Origin of the sequence: Streptomyces sp. NPDC091412, from assembly GCF_044756885.1 — a bacterium.
Taxonomy (GTDB): Bacteria; Actinomycetota; Actinomycetes; order Streptomycetales; family Streptomycetaceae; genus Streptomyces.
In genome coordinates this window covers 63,943-82,091 of record NZ_JBIVTV010000019.1, presented here as the reverse complement: position 1 = coordinate 82,091, position 18,149 = coordinate 63,943, and the positions used below count along the sequence as shown (strand labels likewise).

16 protein-coding genes are annotated in these 18,149 nt (G+C 71.3%); 9 read left to right on the top strand and 7 right to left on the bottom strand.

The window, feature by feature from the left end; all coding sequences use genetic code 11:
* Positions 1 to 73 precede the first annotated feature (73 nt).
* On the bottom strand, positions 74 to 496 hold the full coding sequence (locus ACIQMV_RS32125) for a secondary thiamine-phosphate synthase enzyme YjbQ (RefSeq protein WP_376408251.1): 423 nt from the start codon (positions 494 to 496) through the stop codon (positions 74 to 76).
* Between the two features lie 60 nt (positions 497 to 556).
* On the opposite strand from ACIQMV_RS32125, the gene ACIQMV_RS32120 reads away from it, so the two are divergent.
* Positions 557 to 1,636: an NAD(P)-binding domain-containing protein gene (locus ACIQMV_RS32120; RefSeq protein WP_402596731.1), complete on the top strand. Its 1,080-nt coding sequence runs from the start codon at positions 557 to 559 to the stop codon at positions 1,634 to 1,636.
* A gap of 111 nt (positions 1,637 to 1,747) precedes the next feature.
* On the opposite strand, the gene mltG is transcribed toward ACIQMV_RS32120, so the two are convergent.
* Entirely contained in the window at positions 1,748 to 2,593 is an 846-nt protein-coding gene (gene mltG, locus ACIQMV_RS32115) for an endolytic transglycosylase MltG (RefSeq protein WP_402596730.1), read from the bottom strand.
* A gap of 43 nt (positions 2,594 to 2,636) precedes the next feature.
* Positions 2,637 to 4,439, bottom strand: coding sequence for an ABC transporter ATP-binding protein (locus ACIQMV_RS32110; protein WP_402596729.1), 1,803 nt, complete (start codon positions 4,437 to 4,439; stop codon positions 2,637 to 2,639).
* A gap of 117 nt (positions 4,440 to 4,556) precedes the next feature.
* Between ACIQMV_RS32110 and ACIQMV_RS32105 the strand changes: the two genes are divergently transcribed.
* Positions 4,557 to 5,012, top strand: coding sequence for a MarR family winged helix-turn-helix transcriptional regulator (locus ACIQMV_RS32105; protein WP_401781969.1), 456 nt, complete (start codon positions 4,557 to 4,559; stop codon positions 5,010 to 5,012).
* A 105-nt stretch (positions 5,013 to 5,117) separates the two neighbouring features.
* On the opposite strand, the gene ACIQMV_RS32100 is transcribed toward ACIQMV_RS32105, so the two are convergent.
* Entirely contained in the window at positions 5,118 to 5,672 is a 555-nt protein-coding gene (locus ACIQMV_RS32100; RefSeq protein ID WP_402596728.1) for a L,D-transpeptidase family protein, read from the bottom strand.
* A 490-nt stretch (positions 5,673 to 6,162) separates the two neighbouring features.
* Between ACIQMV_RS32100 and ACIQMV_RS32095 the strand changes: the two genes are divergently transcribed.
* The 4 genes from ACIQMV_RS32095 to ACIQMV_RS32080 all read left to right on the top strand — a co-directional run bounded on the left by ACIQMV_RS32095 (position 6,163) and on the right by ACIQMV_RS32080 (position 11,420).
* Complete coding sequence (locus tag ACIQMV_RS32095; protein WP_402596727.1) at positions 6,163 to 8,064, top strand: ABC transporter ATP-binding protein; 1,902 nt, start codon at positions 6,163 to 6,165, stop codon at positions 8,062 to 8,064.
* Positions 8,061 to 9,842, top strand: a complete 1,782-nt coding sequence (locus ACIQMV_RS32090) for an ABC transporter ATP-binding protein (protein ID WP_402596726.1) — start codon at positions 8,061 to 8,063, stop codon at positions 9,840 to 9,842. Before ACIQMV_RS32095 ends, ACIQMV_RS32090 begins: the two co-directional genes overlap by 4 nt.
* Positions 9,843 to 10,616: 774 nt before the next feature.
* Positions 10,617 to 11,081 (top strand): DUF5709 domain-containing protein, encoded by a 465-nt coding sequence (locus tag ACIQMV_RS32085; protein WP_141363563.1) that lies wholly within the window; start codon positions 10,617 to 10,619, stop codon positions 11,079 to 11,081.
* A gap of 66 nt (positions 11,082 to 11,147) precedes the next feature.
* The gene (locus tag ACIQMV_RS32080; RefSeq protein ID WP_361419147.1) at positions 11,148 to 11,420 is read left to right on the top strand and encodes a type B 50S ribosomal protein L31; all 273 of its coding nucleotides are present in this window, start codon (positions 11,148 to 11,150) and stop codon (positions 11,418 to 11,420) included.
* A 125-nt stretch (positions 11,421 to 11,545) separates the two neighbouring features.
* On the opposite strand, the gene ACIQMV_RS32075 is transcribed toward ACIQMV_RS32080, so the two are convergent.
* Positions 11,546 to 12,340, bottom strand: a complete 795-nt coding sequence (locus ACIQMV_RS32075) for a metal-dependent hydrolase (RefSeq protein WP_402596725.1) — start codon at positions 12,338 to 12,340, stop codon at positions 11,546 to 11,548.
* 145 nt (positions 12,341 to 12,485) lie between these two features.
* Between ACIQMV_RS32075 and ACIQMV_RS32070 the strand changes: the two genes are divergently transcribed.
* Both ACIQMV_RS32070 and ACIQMV_RS32065 read left to right on the top strand, forming a co-directional pair.
* Positions 12,486 to 14,999, top strand: coding sequence for a DEAD/DEAH box helicase (locus tag ACIQMV_RS32070; RefSeq protein WP_402596723.1), 2,514 nt, complete (start codon positions 12,486 to 12,488; stop codon positions 14,997 to 14,999).
* Positions 15,000 to 15,039: 40 nt separating this feature from the next.
* Entirely contained in the window at positions 15,040 to 15,906 is an 867-nt protein-coding gene (locus tag ACIQMV_RS32065) for an acyl-CoA thioesterase (protein WP_402596721.1), read from the top strand.
* Between the two features lie 131 nt (positions 15,907 to 16,037).
* Here the strand turns inward: ACIQMV_RS32065 and ACIQMV_RS32060 are convergent, their stop codons facing one another.
* Entirely contained in the window at positions 16,038 to 17,048 is a 1,011-nt protein-coding gene (locus ACIQMV_RS32060) for a DUF6397 family protein (RefSeq protein ID WP_402596720.1), read from the bottom strand.
* A 127-nt stretch (positions 17,049 to 17,175) separates the two neighbouring features.
* A complete protein-coding gene (locus ACIQMV_RS32055; protein WP_225078456.1) occupies positions 17,176 to 17,589 on the bottom strand; it encodes a roadblock/LC7 domain-containing protein in 414 nt (137 codons plus the stop codon).
* 94 nt (positions 17,590 to 17,683) lie between these two features.
* On the opposite strand from ACIQMV_RS32055, the gene ACIQMV_RS32050 reads away from it, so the two are divergent.
* Positions 17,684 to 18,112 carry a PPOX class F420-dependent oxidoreductase gene (locus ACIQMV_RS32050; RefSeq protein WP_402596719.1) on the top strand — a complete coding sequence of 143 codons (429 nt, stop codon included), beginning with the start codon at positions 17,684 to 17,686 and terminating at the stop codon, positions 18,110 to 18,112.
* Positions 18,113 to 18,149 lie beyond the last annotated feature (37 nt).

Below are 18,149 nucleotides of genomic sequence, written 5' to 3'. Positions count from 1 at the left end.
GGCGGGGCGCCGGCCGGGGACGGCGGCGATGCGGGGCGTCAGGCGGGAGCGACGGCGATGCGGAGCGCCGGAACTATCCGAGGAACGACAGACGGACCTGGCGGTTGGGGTTGTCCCGGTTGGTGTCCACCAGGCACACCGACTGCCAAGTGCCCAGTTCCAGCCGGCCGCCGAGGACCGGGATGGTCGCGTGCGGGGGCACGATGGCGGGCAGCACGTGGTCGCGGCCGTGACCGGGGCTGCCGTGCCGGTGCTGCCAGCGGTCGTCGGCGGGCAGCAGGGTGTGCAGGGCGGCGAGCAGGTCGTCGTCACTTCCGGCGCCGGTCTCGATGATCGCGATGCCGGCGGTGGCGTGCGGCACGAACAGGTTCAGCAGACCGTCCCGGCCGGCCGCGGTCTCCTGGAGGAAGGCCTCGCAGTCACGGGTCAGGTCGACGACCGTCTCCCGGGAACCGGAGGCCACGTTCAGCACTCGGGTGGTGAAGGCACGTGACATGGTCCCCATCCTCCTCGATCACCGGGGAAGATCGGCGCCCGCGGCACGGTTGGGAGGAAGGTGAACACCGAACGCGAGGTCGACGTGGTCGTCGTGGGCGCTGGTCAGGCGGGTCTGTCCAGCGCCTATCACCTGCGGCGCACAGGATTCGAGCCGGACCGCGACTTCGTCGTGCTCGACCGCCCCGCCGGTCCGGGCGGTGCCTGGCAGTTCCGGTGGCCTTCGCTGACGTACGGCAAGGTGCACGGGATGCACGCGCTGCCGGGGATGGAGCTGACCGGCGCCGATCCCGCGCGGCCGTCGTCGGAGGTCGTCGCCGCGTACTTCGCCGACTACGAACGCGCCTTCGACCTGCGCGTGCGGCGGCCGGTGGAGGTCACCGCCGTCACGGAGGGCCCCGGCGGGCGACTGCTCGTGGAAACTTCCGACGGCACCTGGGCGACACGCGCGCTGATCAACGCGACCGGTACCTGGGACCAGCCGTTCCTGCCGCGGTACCCGGGTCAGGAGACCTTCCGCGGGCGGCAGTTGCACACGGCGCGGTACGCGGGACCCGAGGAGTTCACCGGGCAGCGCGTGATCGTGGTGGGCGGCGGCGCCTCCGGCACCCAGCACCTGCTGGAGATCGCCCCGTACGCGGCCGCCACCACGTGGGTGACACGACGGCCGCCGGTCTTCCGGGACGGCCCGTTCGACGAGAACGCGGGGCGTGCGGCGGTGGCGCTGGTCGAGGAGCGGGTACGCCAGGGGCTGCCGCCCAGGAGCGTCGTCTCGGTGACGGGACTTCCGCTGAACGACGCCATCCGGCAGGGGCTGAAGGACGGGGTCCTGGACCGGCAGCCGATGTTCGACCGGATCACCCCGGACGGGGTGCTGTGGGCGGACGGACGGCATGTGGCGGCCGATGTCATCCTCTGGGCGACCGGGTTCCGGCCCTCGCTGCGCCATCTGACGCCGCTCGGGCTGCGCGAACCGGGCGGCGGCATCCGCGTGGACGGCACCCGGGCGGTCGCCGATCCCCGGATCCACCTGGTCGGCTACGGCCCTTCCGCCAGCACGATCGGCGCCAACCGGGCCGGACGCGCGGCCGTCCGGGACATCAGGCGCCTGCTGGAGGAGGAGCCGGCCGCCGCGGCGTGACGGTGGCAGCTCCCGCGGCGCGACGGCCTGAGCATCCGCGGCGTGACCGGCGTGGGCCGCCGTGGGCCGCCGCGGCCGGGCACACCTTGGACCGCCGCGGCCGGGCACGGCTCACTTCGTTGGCTGTGGACTGCTGCCATTCAGGTGGGCGTTGAACTCCGCCACATTGCGCTGGTGCTCGCTGTAGTCGGCGGTGAAGCGCGTGTCGCCCGGCTTGACGGTGACGAAGTACAGCCAGTCGCCCTGCGCAGGGTTGGTCGCCGCGCGCATGGCGTCCTCGCCCGGACTGTCGATGGGCGTCGGTGGCAGTCCCATGCGCTGGTAGGAGTTGTAGGGGCTCTCCAGCCGGGTGTCCTCCATGCTCATGCGGACCGTGCTGCGGTTGAGGGCGTAGTTGAGGGTCGAGTCCATCTGAAGCGGCATGCCGTGCTCCAGCCGGTTGAAGACGACCCGTGCCACCTTGTTCATGTCGGCCTTCGAGGCGGCCTCGGCCTGGACGATGCTCGCGATGGTGATCGCCTGGTACAGGTTCATGGAGTTGCGCTCCGGGCCGGCGGCGACCGGGGCCGCGGTGAACCGCTTGTTCGCGGTGTCGACCATGTGGGTCAGCAGGGACTGCGGGGTGGTCTTGTCGTCGATGGGATACGTCGCCGGGAAGAGGTAGCCCTCGGGGTTTCCCTCGGCGGCGTTCGGCAGGTTCAGCTGGGCGTCGGCGAGCGACTGCTTCGTGGTGCCGGGGGCCAGGGCGAGGGCCTTGTCGATGGCGGCGTAGATCTGGCCGGACCGCCAGCCCTCGGGGATCACCAGCGAGCGGGGGCTCGCCAGGGTGTCGTGGCGGAGCGTCAGCAGCGGCACCGCCACGGCGGTGCCGGCCAGGACGGCCCCGGTCAGGACCAGGACCACACGGCCCCTGCGTGTCAGTCGGGTCGTTCTCCGTGACGGATTGTTCCTCTGCATGCGGGCACGGTAACCCTCAAAGAGCCGCAAACCCGGCATATCGTCAGCTTGTCGGTTCCAGTTGCGCGTCCCGGCGGACCAGGGCCGCGTAGCGTCCGTCGAGCTCCAGCAGCTCCTGGTGCGTACCGCGTTCGGCCGGCCGCCCGGAGTCGAGGACCACGATCTGGTCGGCCCCGCGCACGGTGGACAGGCGGTGCGCGATGGTCAAGGTCGTCCGGTTGGCGGACAGGGCGTCGATGGCCTCCTGCACAGCGGCCTCCGTACGGGTGTCCAGGGCACTGGTGGCCTCGTCGAGGATGAGGACCGGCGGGTCGCGCAGGATGGTCCGGGCGATCGCCAGGCGCTGCTTCTCGCCGCCGGAGAACCGGTGGCCACGCTCGCCGACGACCGTGTCGTAGCCGTCGGGCAGGGCCGCGATGTGGTCGTGGATCTGCGCCGCCTTCGCCGCCGCCCGCAGTTCGTCGTCGGTGGCGTCCGGCTTGGCGAAGCGGAGGTTCTCGGCGACCGAGGCGTGGAAGAGGTACGTCTCCTGGGAGACGACGCCGACCGCGCGGGCGAGGGTGTCGAAGTCGAGGTCGCGCACGTCGACGCCGTCGATGGTGACGCGGCCGCCCGTGACGTCGTAGAGCCGGGGCACCAGGTAGCCGAGGGTGGACTTGCCGGCGCCGGTCGGGCCGACGATCGCGAGGCTGCTGCCGGCGGGCACGGTGACGTCGATGCCCTCCAGGATCGGGCCGCTCTTGTCGTCGTAGCGGAAGTCGACGTCCTCGAAGCGGACCTCTCCCTTGACGCGGTCGAGGTGGATCGGGCGCTCGCGCTCGGTGATGTCGATCGGCAGGTCCAGGTACTCGAAGATGCGCTGGAACAGCGCGAGCGAGGTCTGGATCTGCACACCGGTGGACAGCAGGCTGACGGTCGGCCGGAACAGTCCCTGCTGGAGCGAGACGAAGGCGACGATCGTGCCGATGGAGACCTGGGGTCCGCCGAACTGAAGGGCCACTCCCGCGGTCCAGTAGATGACGGCGGGCAGGGCAGCCATGACGATCGTGATGACGGCCATGCGCCAGCGCCCGGCCATGTTCGACCTCACCTCGAGGTCGACCAGGCCTTCCGACTCCACACTGAAGGAGTCGGTCAACGAGGCCGAGCGGCCCATCGTGCGGCCGAGCAGGATGCCGCTGACGGAGAGGGATTCCGTGACCGTGGCGGCGATCGCGGCCATCTGCTTCTGCCGCTGGGTGGTGATCTTCTTGCGCTCGTTGCCGACGCGGCGACTGATCCACACGAACACTGGGAGCAGCAGCAGCGAGACGACGGTGAGCCTCCAGTCGAGGGCGACCATCGCGACGATCGTGGCGACCACGCTGGTGACGTTGGAGACGAGCGAGGTGGCGGTGGAGGTGACGGTGGCCTGCATGCCGCCGATGTCGTTGGCGATGCGGGACTGCACCTCGCCGGTACGGGTCCGGGTGAAGAAGGCCAGGGACATGCGCTGCAGCCGCCCGTAGACGGCGGTGCGCAGGTCGTGCATGACCCGCTGGCCGACGGTCGTGGAGATCAGTGTCTGCAGCACGCCGAAGACGCTCGTGAGGACGGCGCTGAGGATCATGCCGAGGGCGAGCAGGCTCAGCAGGCCGGTGCGGCCCTGCGGGATCGCGACGTCGAGGGTCTCCTTCAGCAGGAACGGCGTGGCGACGGAGACCAGCGAGGCGGCTCCCACCAGCAGGCCGACGATCGCGAGACGCCCCCGGTAGGGCCGGAAGAGACGCAGGATCCGGCGGACCTGCCGCGGCTGCTCCCCGGCGTCGGCGGGTGGGGTCCAGATGGGTTGATGGTCGGGATGCATGGGCTCCTACGGGGGGTGGGTGGGTGCCGGCCCGCAGGTGCGGCCGACGTCGACCACCCGATCCTAGCTCACTGTTACCTATACTCACAATGAACGAGGTCCTGGTATTGTTCCCGCATGACCACCCCCGACGCCGACGGTCTTCTCGCCGAGCAGCTGCTGCGGCTCACCCGCCGGGTGCACCGCATCCAGAAGCGGCACCTCGAACAGCACGCCCTGGGCATCACGCCGGCCCAGTCCCGGCTGCTGCGCACCCTGGCACACTTCGGCGAGCCGCCCCGCATGGCGGATCTCGCCGAGTCCCTGGAGGTCGTGCCCCGCGCGGTGACCACACTCGTGGACGGCCTCGAGGCGAGCGGCAAGGTGCGCCGGGCCCCCGATCCGGCCAACCGCAGGGTCATCCGTATCGAGCTCACCGACGACGGGCGCAAGGCCCTGGGGGAGCTGCGCCGCGCCCGGCGGGCCGCCGCGGAGGAGATCCTGGCGCCCCTGACGGGTGAGCAGCGCGAGACGCTCGACGGACTGCTGGATACGCTGGTGGGCAGGGTGCCCACCCAGGGGCGCGGCTGCTGAACCGCACCTTCGGCGCGTCAACGCCGTTCCAAGCACGGCACGTTGACGCCAGGAGCGAAGAGGGCGCGGGGCGGCTTGCGCACACGGTGCCCTTTCACCGGCCAGCTACAGCCGCAGGTTGGCCTTGTCCCCCATGACGATGACGGGCTTGTCCTTCGGATCGAGCCTGCGGAGCAGGTGCTCCATCGCGGACTCCGGAACACTCACGCAGCCCAGCGTGCCGTCACCGTGGTCCAGGTGCAGCCAGATACCGCCGCCCTTGCTCTGGCCCATCGGACGGGTCGGATCGTCCGGACGAGTGCCGCGCAGGCGGTTGTAGTCGATGGCGATGACGTAGTCGAAGTCGTGCCAGTGCGCTTCGTCCCAGGAGAAGGGGGAGATGAAGGCGTTCTCGTCCTGGGTGTACGGGAGCCGGGCGCCGGGGTCGTCGAGGACGCCGCCGGCGTCGGAGAGCGTGAACACTCCCACCGGGCTGCGCTCGTCGTTCTCCCAGTGGTCGACCGCCCAGCCGCGCTTGCCGTTGTGGGCCGGCCAACTCCCTTGCGGCTCCCACTCGGTGCCGTACTTCTCGTAGAGAACGAGCGTGGAGTCGGGGGAGGTCTCGTGGTCGCCGAAGACCGCCACGATCTGTCGGGTGCCGATGGGGATCTGCTGCCACATGCGGTCCCCGATTCCCGGAACCCGGGACTGCACCACGGGTGGCCTGGGCCGGGCGGTCCCCGTCGGCCCGCCCGGCCTGGGTATGTCGCCGTAATGGCGGACCCCGTTGGACGTTCCGCCGCACGCGGCCAGCGCCGCCAGAAGGAAACCGCAGGTCGCCGCAGCGACCGTCGCACGCCTTGCACCGCGAGTCTGCATGTCCTCATCTTGACCAGGGGACACGACGTGATCTAGTCGAGATTGGCCCAAATAGCCTTATCTTCTCCCCATTGAGACATTCCACTGTTCGACTCCTGGTCAGAGGCCCCTGGCACGTGGGCCGGAACGCGGTGGGTCCCGGCATCCGACGGGTCGGGAGCGAAGCGGCCAATCGCGGTCCCCCGGTACGGAAAACCGCTTGCTTTCGACCACTTTGCGCGGCCAGGCTGTCACGGCTCGCCCGCCGCCCCGGCGGCAGCCTTCCGCCCCTGACACGAGCCACTGGGACGTCATGCAGATTCAAGACCTTCCGTATCCCGATCCGGGCGTGCCTGACGCACGCTCGGGTCCCCGACTCCTGTGGTGGCTGGGGCGGAACCAGCTGGGCGGGCAGATGAAGGCACTGGCGTGGGGACTGCTGCACTTCGCCTCCGTATCCGCCCTCCCGTTCTGCGTCGGCCTCGCCATCCAGGCGGTCGTCGACCGTTCGGGTGCGCGGCTGGCCTTCGCCGGCGGGCTGCTGACGGTGGCTTGTGCCGGCAACGCGCTCGGCGACACCTACCTGCACCGCGCCGCGGTCACCAACTGGATCAGCGCCGCCGCCCGCGTCCAGCAACTGCTCGCCCGCAAGGCCGCCGCGCTGGGCTCGGCGCTGACCCGGCGGGTGGCCGCCGGCGAGGTGGTCGCCGTGTCCACCGGTGATGTCGAGAAAATCGGCTGGTTCGTGGAGGCCGTCTCCCGGTTCACCGCGGCGGCCCTCACCATCGTGCTGGTCTGTGTCGCTCTGCTCGTCTACCAGCCCGCGCTGGGCGTGGTCGTCGCCGTGGGCCTGCCGGCGCTGGCTCTCGCGGTGCTGCCGCTGCTGCCCCGCGCGACCCGGCGTGCCGACGTGCAGCGCGAGAAGGCGGGCCGCGCCACCGAACTCGCCTCGGACACCGTCGCCGGACTGCGGGTGCTGCGCGGCATCGGCGGGGAGGAGTTGTTCCTCGACCGCTACCGGAGTGCCTCCCAGGAGGTGCGGCACGCGGCCGTCCGCAGTGCCCGCATGTGGTCCCTGATCGCCGCGATCCAGGTCCTGCTGCCGGGCCTGCTGCTGATCGGGGTCGTCTGGTACGGCGTGCACCTGGCCCGCGCGGGCCGGATCAGCGTGGGCGAACTCGTCACCGTCTACAGCTCCGTCATGGTCCTCACCTATCCGCTGCGGCACTTCGTCGAGATCGCCATGGCGTACTCCTTCTCCCGCCCGTCGGCCGCCCGGGCCGCCCGGGTGCTGTCCCTGGAACGGGCCACCGACGGGGCCGGGACACGGGCACCCGTCGTGCCGTCAGGTGAACTGCACGACCCGGCGACCGGCCTTCGCGCACCGGCCGGACAACTCACCGCCGTGGTCTGCGGCGACCCGGACGCCGCGGGCCGGCTGGCGGAACGGCTGGGCGGCCACCCCACCGAGCCGGGCACCTCGGCTCTGCTCGGGGGCGTACCGCTGGACGAGTTGCCGCTCGACTCCGCGCGCACAGCCGTCCTGGTCCAGGACAAGGACCCGGTGCTGCTGTCCGGATCGCTGCGCGCACTGCTCAACGTGCCCGCTTCGGGGAAGGTCGCCGCCCGGGAGGCGCTCACCGCCGCCCAGTGCGACGACGTCCTGGACGCGCTCGCGCAATCGTCGCCGTCCGCCGAGGACCCGATGGACGTCCGGATCACCGAGCGCGGCCGGTCCCTCTCGGGCGGCCAGCGCCAGCGTCTGGCTCTGGCCCGTTCGCTGATCACCGACCCCGAGGTGCTCGTCCTGGACGAACCGACCTCCGCCGTCGACTCGCACACCGAGGCACGGATCGCGCAGGGCCTGCGCGATCTGCGGGCCGGACGCACCACGGTGGTGTTCACCTCCTCGCCGCTCCTCCTGGACCGTGCCGACCGGGTGGTGCTGGTCCATGAGGGCACGGTCGCCGCGGTCGGTGTGCACCGGGACCTGGTGCACACCGAACCCCGGTACCGCGCGGTGGTGACCCGGGAGACGGACGAGGAGCGCGCCGCGCACGTTCTGCTCGACGGCGGCGGCAGGCTGCGGGCCGCACCGGACCGCTCGCGAAACGACGCGCCGTTCGACGACGAGGCCGCTCCGCGGGACGCCACGGAAGAAGCCCTGGAAGAGGACCTGGACGGGGCCCTCGAAGAGATGGAGGAGACGGCATGATCGGCGTGGCGCCCCCTGCCTACGACCCGGCGGCCCCGACCACGGCCGACACCCTGCCCGTCGGCTCCGCCGCGACCGTACGCTCCTATGTGAGCGAACTGCTGCGCCGGCACCGACGGGCCTTCGTCCTGCTCATCACCGTCAACACCGTCGCCGTGGTGGCCTCCATGGCCGGTCCCTGGCTGCTGGGCGACCTGGTCGAACGGGTGGCGGACGACACCCGGGAGCTGCATCTGCCCCTCACCGCCGCGCTGTTCGTGCTCGCGTTGCTCGTCCAGGCGGTGTTCGTACGGGAAGTGCGGCTGCGCGGGGCGATGCTCGGCGAACGGATGCTGGCCGACCTGCGCGAGGACTTCCTCGTCCGGTCGGTGGGCCTGCCGCCGGGCGTGCTGGAGCGGGCGGGCACGGGCGACCTGCTCTCCCGTATCACCACCGACATCGACCGGCTCGCCAACGCGATGCGCGAGGCCGTGCCGCAGTTGGCGATCGGGGTCGTGTGGGTGGCGCTGCTGCTCGGCGGTCTGGTCCTGACCGCGCCGCCGCTCGCCGCGGCCGTGCTGCTGGCCGTGCCCCTGCTGGTGCTCGGCTGCCGCTGGTACTTCCGGCGGGCGCCGTCCGCCTACCGCTCCGAGGCCGCGGGCTACGCCGCCGTGGCCGCCGCGCTCACCGAGACCGTCGACGCCGGGCGCACCGTCGAGGCGCACCGTCTCGGCGAACGCCGCGTCGCGCTGTCGGAACTCCGGATCACGCAATGGACCGCGTGGGAACGCTACACACTCTGGCTGCGGTCGGTGCTCTTCCCGGTCGTCAACGTCACCCACGTCACCGTGCTCGCCTCGGTGCTCATGGTCGGTGGCGTGTTCGTCCTGCGGGGCTGGATCGGGGTCGGCCAGCTGACGACGGGCGCCCTCATCGCGCAAATGCTGGTCGACCCGGTGGGGCTGATCCTGCGCTGGTACGACGAGTTGCAGGTGGCTCAGGTGTCGCTGGCCCGGCTCGTCGGGGTGCGCGACATCGAGCCGGACGCCGGGGACGACTCCCTGGCCCCCACCGGCCGGGACGTGGACGCGGACCGGGTGCACTTCGGCTACCTGGAGGGCGTCGACGTCCTGCGCGAGGTCTCCCTGAAGGTCGCCCCGGGCACGCGGATGGCCCTGGTCGGCCCGTCCGGCGCCGGAAAGTCCACGCTGGGCCGGCTGCTCGCCGGGATCTACGCGCCCCGGGACGGCCGGATCGCGCTCGGCGGCGCCGAACTGTCCCGGATGCCCGCCGAACGCGTCCGCTCCCACGTCGCCCTCGTCAACCAGGAGCACCACGTCTTCGTGGGCTCCCTGCGCGACAACCTGCGGCTCGCCCGCACGGACGCCGTCGACGCGGAGCTGTGGGCGGCGCTGGGCGCGGTCGACGCGGACGGCTGGGCTCGTGCCCTCGACGACGGTCTGGACACCGAGGTCGGCTCCGGCGGTCTGGCCCTCACCCCGGCCCAGGCCCAGCAGATCGCCCTGGCCCGGCTGGTTCTGGCCGATCCGCACACACTGGTCCTGGACGAGGCGACCTCGCTGCTCGACCCGCGTGCGGCCCGGCATCTGGAGCGGTCCCTGGCCCGCGTCCTGGACGGCCGCACGGTCGTAGCCATCGCCCACCGGCTCCACACGGCCCACGACGCCGATGTCATCGCGGTGGTCGAGAACGGCCGTATCAGCGAGCTGGGCAGCCACGACGAACTCGTCACCGCGAACGGCGCCTACGCTGCGCTGTGGCGGTCCTGGCACGGGTGACGGCACGGTTCCTCCGCGCCCGCGAGCCCCGCGGCCGGCCCGTGCCGAGGAACGCGAGCCGCCTCGCCGTAAGGCCTGCGGGCCGCAGGCTCTGCCGTCGGGGGTAACGAGTCCGGGGGGCGGTGCGGGGACGGCTGCAATGTCGGGCGCGGGCGCCGGGGCTGGCGGAGCCTGTGGGGCCAGCAGGGGCGGAGGGGTCGGCGAGGCAGGTGGGGCCAGCACGGGCGGAGGGGCCGGCGAGGCAGGTGGGGCCAGCACGGGCGGAGGGGCCGGCGAGGCCGACTCCAGCGCGGTGGCCTGAGCGGCGACGGAAGCGGTGGCCGACGCGGCGGCGGACGCGGTTGCCGGGACCGGCAGGTTCTCGCCGGGGACCTGCTGGAGCGGCGGGAGCTGCTGGGTCGCCGGGGCCGGCTTCGGCGCGGTGACCGATGCGGCGATGGACACGGTGACCGGCGCAGTCGCCGGGACCGGCTTCGGCGCGAGGACCGATGCAGCCGCCGGGCCCGGCTTCGGCGCGAGGACCCGTGTGGTAGCGGGCCCGGTGGCCGGGATGGGCCCGGGCCGGGACCGGTGGTGGACAGGGCATCGGCCGGACGTGACGGCCGGTGCCGTTGCGCGGTGCCGAACAGCGGTGGAAGGCTGGGAAGCGGAAACGGCTCGGGGAGCGCCCGGGAACCGTGCGGTTCGTGCCGGGTGCCGGCTGCGCCCCGCGCACCGGCGGCCGCACACCGGCCGCGGAGAGAACGGGCCCGTCCCCACCACCTGGAGGTACCCGTGGACAGCGCCGACGGATGGGGAGACGACGTCTACCAGCCCGACGACTCCGAGGTCAGGGAGGACACAGGCGTGCTCGACCCGGAGGACACTCTGGTGTACGACGGTGTCGACGACCCCCTGGACCGGGGCTGGTCGCCTCCGGAGCGGCCGTGGGCCGTGGAGCACACCGGCGTGACCGCCGCGGAGCGCCGGCAGGGCGAAACCCTGGACCAGCGCCTCGCCGAGGAGCTGCCCGAACCGCCCGCCTGGGACGGCGACGACATGGGCGACTGCGAGGACACCGACGGGGAACTCCTGGACAACGAGGTCGGCACCGCCCGCTCCGGCCGTCTCGTCGCCCCCGACGAGGGAGCGCACGAGGACGACGAGAGCGCCCTGGTCGCCACCGACGTGGGCATCGACGGCGCGGCCGCCTCCGCCGAGGAGGCCGCGATGCACGTCGTCGACGAGGAGACCCCGTAGGTCTGCCTCGGCCGCCCGCGTGCCGTCGCCCTCTCCCCCGCCTCCCCCGCCGCACGAGGAGCACCCATGCAGCAGGACAAGCACCCCGACTACCACCCCGTCGTCTTCCGGGACCGCGCCGCCGGTTACGCCTTCCTCACCCGGTCCACCGCGACCAGTGAGCAGACCATCGAGTGGGACGACGGCGCGACCTACCCGGTCGTGGACGTGGAGATCTCCTCGGAGAGCCACCCGTTCTACACCGGCAAGGCCCGCACGGTGGACTCGGAGGGCCGCGTCGCCCGGTTCGAGCGGCGTTACGGTGGCGGGCAGGGCCCGGGAGGCGACGGGGCCGCCTGACCGGCGACCGGCGGTGGGCTGAGCTGCCCGGCCGGATGCCGCGCGGGACCCGCGCGACGGGCGGGACCGGAAGCCTGTCGGCGCCCCCGGGTGCTGTGGACCGGGAGCGCTGTCGAACCGGTCCCTCAGTTGAAGTTCAGCGCGACCGCGCAGCCCACTCCGCCGAGCACCATGAACGCCGGCATCAGCACCTTGAGCTCGACCCAGCTGCCCGCCCGGAACCGCATCGCCTTCGGCGGACCGATGGGGTACCAGCGCTTGCGGCCCACCGGTATCGGCCACAGGATGGGGCACCCGGAGACGGTCAGCGCGTCGCCGATGTCGTGCATCAGCGCGCCCAGCACGATCGGCAGGCCCAGCCACAGGTACTCCTGGCCCGGAGCGGTGAACAGCCAGTCCGATCCGTTGCCGGGCTGGTCGAGGATGTCCGCCAGTATCCAGGCGCTGGTCGCGGCCAGCAGCCAGACCAGGACCGCGCTGCTGGAGCCGCGGGCCGCCCGCCACAGCAGGCCCTCGATGGCCAGCACCATGTGCACGAAGAGAATGGCCAACACCGCCCAGCGGCCCCCGGTGATCGCCAGCACGGAGGTGCCCGCCCCGATCAGCACCGCCCACAGCCAGGTGTGCGTCAGCGTCCGGTGCCCACCGGAACGGCGCGGGTCGCCCTTCATCCGGGTCGCCTTGTAGACGGTGTAGGACAGCTTGTCGACGATCTCGCACAGCGCGTGCGAGACCGGTCCGAAGGCTCTCGAGATGGTGGCGGCCTTGTGGTCCAGGTCCGGAGCGAGCGCGGCCCCGGCGCAGATCAGCGCACCGACCAGCAGCACCGGCCAGGGCATCGGGTGCCCGGCCCCGGCGACCGCGGCTCCGACGCCGAGCCAGGCCGCCGCGCCCGACAGTGAGTGTGCTGGTCCCATCATGGCCGTTGCCCGCCCCATTCCTCTTGCGCCGCTGTCCAGTTGACCCGGTCTGCCGATGTCCTGTCGGCGACACAGCGTAGCGGTCGTGATCTTCGGTCCGGCATCCGATTCCCGTCTCGGCCGGAGTGCCAGGCAAGATGGGGGCGTGACCCTCATCGATCAGCTCCCGCCGACCGCCGACCCCGACGCCCTGTACGAGGCCTTCGAATCCTGGGCGCAGGAGCGCGGTCTCACGCTCTATCCCCACCAGGAGGAGGCGCTGATCGAGGCGGTCTCCGGAGCCAACGTGATCGTGTCGACGCCCACCGGGTCCGGCAAGAGCATGATCGCCGCGGGCGCTCACTTCGCCGCGCTGGCCAGGGACGAGGTCACCTTCTACACGGCGCCGATCAAAGCGCTGGTGTCGGAGAAGTTCTTCGAGCTGTGCAAACTGTTCGGCACCGAGAATGTCGGTATGCTCACCGGCGACGCCTCCGTGAACGCCGACGCGCCCGTCATCTGCTGCACGGCGGAGGTCCTCGCGTCGATCGCGCTGCGCGACGGCAAGGCCGCCGACGTCGGCCAGGTCGTCATGGACGAGTTCCACTTCTACGCGGAGCCCGACCGGGGCTGGGCCTGGCAGATTCCCCTGCTGGAACTTCCGCAGGCACAGTTCGTCCTGATGTCGGCCACGCTCGGCGACGTCTCCTTCTTCGAGAAGGACCTCACCCGTCGCACCGGGCGCCCCACCGCGGTGGTCCGTTCGGCGACCCGCCCGGTTCCCCTGTCCTACGAGTACCGGCGCACACCGCTCACCGAGACGCTCACCGACCTGCTGCAGACTCGCCAGGCGCCGGTCTACATCGTCCACTTCACCCAGGCCCAGGCCGTGGAGCGGGCGCAGGCGCTGATGAGCATCAACATGTGCTCGCGGGAGGAGAAGGATCAGATCGCCGAGCTGATCGGCAACTTCCGCTTCACCACCAAGTTCGGCCGCAACCTCTCCCGCTACGTCCGGCACGGCATCGGCGTCCACCACGCCGGCATGCTGCCCAAGTACCGGCGTCTGGTGGAGAAGCTGGCGCAGGCCGGTCTGCTGAAGGTGATCTGCGGTACGGACACGCTCGGCGTGGGCGTCAACGTGCCGATCCGTACGGTGCTGTTCACCGCGTTGACCAAGTACGACGGCAGCCGCGTACGCACCCTGCGCGCCCGTGAGTTCCACCAGATCGCCGGCCGGGCCGGCCGCGCGGGCTTCGACACCGAGGGCTTCGTCGCCGCGCAGGCCCCCGAGCACGTCATCGAGAACGACAAGGCCCTCGCCAAAGCGGGCGACGACCCGAAGAAGCGCCGCAAGGTCGTCCGCAAGAAGGCACCCGAGGGCTTCGTCGGCTGGACGGACAACACCTTCGACAAGCTCATCGACTCCGAGCCGGAGCCACTGACCTCCCGTTTCCGCGTAACGCACACGATGCTGCTGTCGGTGATCGCACGGCCCGGCAACGCCTTCGAGGCGATGCGGCGCCTGTTGGAGGACAACCACGAGCCGCGCAAGCAGCAGCTGAGGCACATCCGGCGGGCGATCGCCATCTACCGCTCGCTGCTGGACGGCGGCATCGTGGAGAAGCTCGACCGGCCGGACGCCGAGGGCCGTATCGTCCGGCTCACGGTCGATCTCCAGCAGGACTTCGCGCTCAACCAGCCGCTGTCCACCTTCGCGCTCGCCGCGTTCGAGCTGCTGGACCCCGAGTCGCCGTCCTACGCGCTGGACATGGTGTCCGTCGTGGAGTCCACGCTGGACGACCCGCGGCAGATCCTCGCCGCCCAGCAGAACAAGGCGCGTGGCGAGGCCGTGGCCGCGATGAAGGCGGACGGTGTCGAGTACGAGGAGCGCATGGAGCGTCTCCAGGAGGTCACGTACCCCAAGCCGCTGGAAGAGCTGCTCTTCCACGCGTACAACACCTACCGCAAGAGCCACCCCTGGGTGGGCGACCACCCGCTGTCGCCGAAGTCCGTGATCCGCGACATGTACGAACGGGCCCTGTCGTTCACGGAGTTGGTGTCCTACTACGAACTGGCCCGCACCGAGGGCATTGTGCTGCGCTATCTGGCCAGCGCGTACAAGGCCCTGGAGCACACCGTCCCGGACGACCTGAAGTCCGAGGACCTTCAGGACCTGATCGCCTGGCTCGGCGAGATGGTGCGCCAGGTCGACTCCAGTCTGCTGGACGAGTGGGAGCAACTGGCCAACCCGGAGGAGATGACCGCCGAGGAGGCCCAGGAGAAGGCCGACCAGGTCAAGCCGGTCACCGCCAACGCGCGCGCGTTCCGTGTCCTGGTCCGCAACGCCATGTTCCGCCGCGTCGAACTCGCCGCCCTCGACCAGGTCGGGGAGCTGGGCGAGATGGACGCCGATTCCGGCTGGGACGCCGAGGCCTGGGGCGAGGCGATGGACAAGTACTGGGACGAGTACGACGACCTCGGTACCGGTCCCGACGCCCGCGGCCCCAAGCTGCTGGTGATCAAGGAAGAGCCGCAGAACGGGCTGTGGCGCGTGCGGCAGATCTTCGACGACCCCGCCGACGACCACGACTGGGGCATCAGCGCCGAAGTCGATCTCGCCGCATCCGACGCCGAGGGCCGCGCGGTCGTCCGTGTGACCGACGTCGGTCAGTTGTGAGCCGACGTCGACCCGTTCTGAACCCAGGAGTCTCCCACCCATGACGAACCCGGCCGAAAGGCTCGTCGACCTGCTCGACCTGGAGCAGATAGAAGTCAACATCTTCCGCGGCCGCAGTCCGCAGGAATCCCTGCAGAGGGTCTTCGGCGGCCAGGTGGCCGGCCAGGCGCTGGTCGCCGCCGGACGCACCACGGACGGCGAGCGCCCGGTCCATTCGCTGCACGCGTACTTCCTCCGGCCGGGCCGGCCGGGGGTTCCGATCGTGTACCAGGTGGAGCGGGTACGCGACGGGCGGTCCTTCACCACCCGCCGGGTCACCGCGGTGCAGCAGGGCCGGACGATCTTCAATCTGACCGCCTCCTTCCACAAGCCTGAACAAGGGAGCTTCGAGCACCAGCTGCCGTCGGCTCGCGAGATCCCGGAGCCGGAGTCCCTGCCGAGGGTCGCGGACGAGATCCGGGAGCATCTGGGCACACTGCCGGAGCAGTTGGAGCGCATGGCACGGCGCCAGCCGTTCGACATCCGGTATGTGGACCGGCTGCGCTGGAGCGTCGAGGACGTCAAGGAGGCCGAACCGCGCAGCGCCGTGTGGATGCGTGCGGTGGGGCCGCTCGGTGACGACCCGCTCGTGCACACCTGCGCGCTGACCTACGCCAGTGACATGACCTTGCTCGACGCGGTGCGCATCCCGGTCGAGCCGCTGTGGGGGCCTCGGGGCTTCGACATGGCGTCGCTGGACCACGCCATGTGGTTCCACCGGCCGTTCCGTGCGGACGAGTGGTTCCTGTACGACCAGGAGTCGCCGATCGCGACGGGCGGCCGCGGCCTGGCTCGCGGGCGCATCTACGACCTTCAGGGGCGCCTGCTCGTGTCGGTCGTCCAGGAAGGACTGTTCCGCGCGGTGTAGGCGGACGCTCTCTCCGCCGTGGTCCGTCGGGTTCTCCGCGGTGGTCCGCCGGGTTCTCCGCGGTAGTCCGCCGGGTTCTCCGCGGTGGTCCGTCCGGCGGGTCCGACCAGTCCGGGGCCGGCGTGCGTGGCTCAGGTGGCTCTGCGCAAGAGCCTGCTCAGCAGACCGTGTGACCGCCGCGGGTTCTCGGACGGCCGGGGGCTCTCGGACGGCCGGGGTCGGTCGCAGTGCCTGGGCGCGGGCGGACGCCGCTGCCGTACCGGGTGCGGGTGTGCGTCCGGCTGCCGGTGTGGGTCCTGGCCCGGGTGCGGGTCAGGGTGCCGCGAGGCCGGGCGGGGCGCGGGCCGGTGGGCTCGCGCCTCCCGCACCGCCCGTGCCAGGTCCGTACGGAGCAGGTCGATCTCGTCGGGTTCCTGCGCCGTCGTGATCCGCTCGGTGAGGTGGGCGGCCGGCGAGCCGGGTGCGCCATGAACGGGTGGCGGCGGCCGGAAGCGGCTCAGATGGGAGCGCTCGTAAGGATCCGTGACGATCTCGGAGATCTGGACCGGGTCGAGCAGCGAGGCCACGACGCCCGCTCCCTCCCATGGGTCCGCGGCCTGACGCAGCAGGAAGCCGAGGTGCCGTCCGCGCCAGTTGCGGGGGCGCAGGTCCAGGCCGGTGTCCAGTTGGGACCGCAGTGTCTCCGGCAGAGGCCGGTTCAGCAGCGGGGCGTTCTTCGCGTCGGCGGCGAACTCCACTAGTTCATCGGCCAGATACCGCCAGACCACGGCCCGGTAGCGGTTGAGGTGAAACGTGACCGGAACCAGGAGGCCCAGTCTGGCCAGACGGGTGAACCGGGCGGCGGTCACCTCCATGATCGCCGAGCCCTCCCTCGTGCCCACGGTCGCCACCCGCTGCCGCAGTGCCCCCGGGAAGCCCTCCTGCCCGCGCAGCCGCTCGACCTCGGCGCGGTCGACATACCGGCCGCCTCCGGCCTCAGCGGGACGGGTGCGGATGTGACCGAGGTGCACGGCCAGGTCGAACTCGCCGCGTTTGAGTCCCAGTTCGCGAGCCGCCCGGCTCTGTGAGAAGGGCGCCCGGCCCCTGGTGGCGGCCGTCCGGGCGGTGGGCGTGACCTCGTGTGTGGCGGTGTTGCCGGACATACTCGTCTCCCCCGTGGAGTGTCGGGATTGCGCCGTTTGCGCTCACCTGCGAAAAACGGTAGCCGGTGATGGGAATCGGCGGCGCGAGCCTGTGGACAACTCCGCAAAGGATGACGAAAGATGCAGGTCAGAGGTCTGTCGACGACGTCCCTTCAGGCCTGCGGGCATCCACGTCGAGGTGCTCGCCGACCCGGTTGACGAGCAGGGTCATCTCGTAGGCGATCTGCCCGATGTCGGCCTCCGCTCCGCTGAGGACGCACAGGCAGCTGCCCGCGCCGGCGGCCGTGACGAACAGCACCGCGTCGTCGAACTCCACCATCGTCTGACGCACCCCGCCCGCGCCGAAGTGGCGTCCCGAGCCTTTGGCCAGGCTGTGCAGACCGGATGAGACGGCCGCGAGATGTTCAGCGTCCTCGCGTCGCAGTCCGGTGCTCGCCCCCGTCACCAGCCCGTCGGTGGACAGGACTAAGGCGTGTCGTACGTGTTCCACCCGTTGGGTCAGATCGTCGAGCAGCCAGCTCAGTGTCTGGTTCTGCGCCATGATGCGGTCTCCCCGTGTGATCTCTTCCCCCCTGACCGGAGGATCTGCCGCCAGCCTTCCCCACCACCGCTGTCCCGGCAAGGAGGACGGGCGCATGGCAGACAAGATGACCGACGAGGAATGGCGGGAGTTCGTCTCGTACGGCACCCGCACCGGCAAGCTGTCGACCGTGAGGGCCGATGGAAGCCCTCATGTCGCGCCGATCTGGTTCCTGCTCGACGGCGACGACGTGGTGTTCAACACCGGGAAGGAAACCGTGAAGGGACGCAATCTGGCCCGTGACGACCGGGTGGCCCTGTGCGTGGACGACGAACGGCCGCCGTTCACGTTCGTGGTGCTGCAGGGCCACGCCCGGCTGTCGGAGGACCTCGACGATGTCCGGCAGTGGGCCACCCGCATCGGCGGCCGTTACATGGGCGAGGAGCGCGGCGAGGAGTTCGGAGAACGCAACGGCGTACCGGGCGAACTCCTGGTCCGGGTCAGGATCGACAAGGTGGTGGCGGTGAAGGATCTCGCGGACTGACCCGCCACCGGCGGGCTCCCGCCCGTCCGGCCGTACG

Excerpts from the sequence above, each read along its gene's own strand:
- ACIQMV_RS32125 (WP_376408251.1), bottom strand. The coding sequence starts at position 496 with ATGTCACGTGCCTTCACCACCCGAGTGCTGAACGTGGCCTCCGGTTCC.
- mltG (WP_402596730.1), bottom strand. The coding sequence starts at position 2,593 with ATGCAGAGGAACAATCCGTCACGGAGAACGACCCGACTGACACGCAGG.
- ACIQMV_RS32110 (WP_402596729.1), bottom strand. The coding sequence starts at position 4,439 with ATGCATCCCGACCATCAACCCATCTGGACCCCACCCGCCGACGCCGGG.
- ACIQMV_RS32105 (WP_401781969.1), top strand. The coding sequence starts at position 4,557 with ATGACCACCCCCGACGCCGACGGTCTTCTCGCCGAGCAGCTGCTGCGG.
- ACIQMV_RS32100 (WP_402596728.1), bottom strand. The coding sequence starts at position 5,672 with ATGTGGCAGCAGATCCCCATCGGCACCCGACAGATCGTGGCGGTCTTC.
- ACIQMV_RS32095 (WP_402596727.1), top strand. The coding sequence starts at position 6,163 with ATGCAGATTCAAGACCTTCCGTATCCCGATCCGGGCGTGCCTGACGCA.
- ACIQMV_RS32090 (WP_402596726.1), top strand. The coding sequence starts at position 8,061 with ATGATCGGCGTGGCGCCCCCTGCCTACGACCCGGCGGCCCCGACCACG.
- ACIQMV_RS32080 (WP_361419147.1), top strand. The coding sequence starts at position 11,148 with ATGCAGCAGGACAAGCACCCCGACTACCACCCCGTCGTCTTCCGGGAC.
- ACIQMV_RS32075 (WP_402596725.1), bottom strand. The coding sequence starts at position 12,340 with ATGATGGGACCAGCACACTCACTGTCGGGCGCGGCGGCCTGGCTCGGC.
- ACIQMV_RS32065 (WP_402596721.1), top strand. The coding sequence starts at position 15,040 with ATGACGAACCCGGCCGAAAGGCTCGTCGACCTGCTCGACCTGGAGCAG.
- ACIQMV_RS32060 (WP_402596720.1), bottom strand. The coding sequence starts at position 17,048 with ATGTCCGGCAACACCGCCACACACGAGGTCACGCCCACCGCCCGGACG.
- ACIQMV_RS32055 (WP_225078456.1), bottom strand. The coding sequence starts at position 17,589 with ATGGCGCAGAACCAGACACTGAGCTGGCTGCTCGACGATCTGACCCAA.
- ACIQMV_RS32050 (WP_402596719.1), top strand. The coding sequence starts at position 17,684 with ATGGCAGACAAGATGACCGACGAGGAATGGCGGGAGTTCGTCTCGTAC.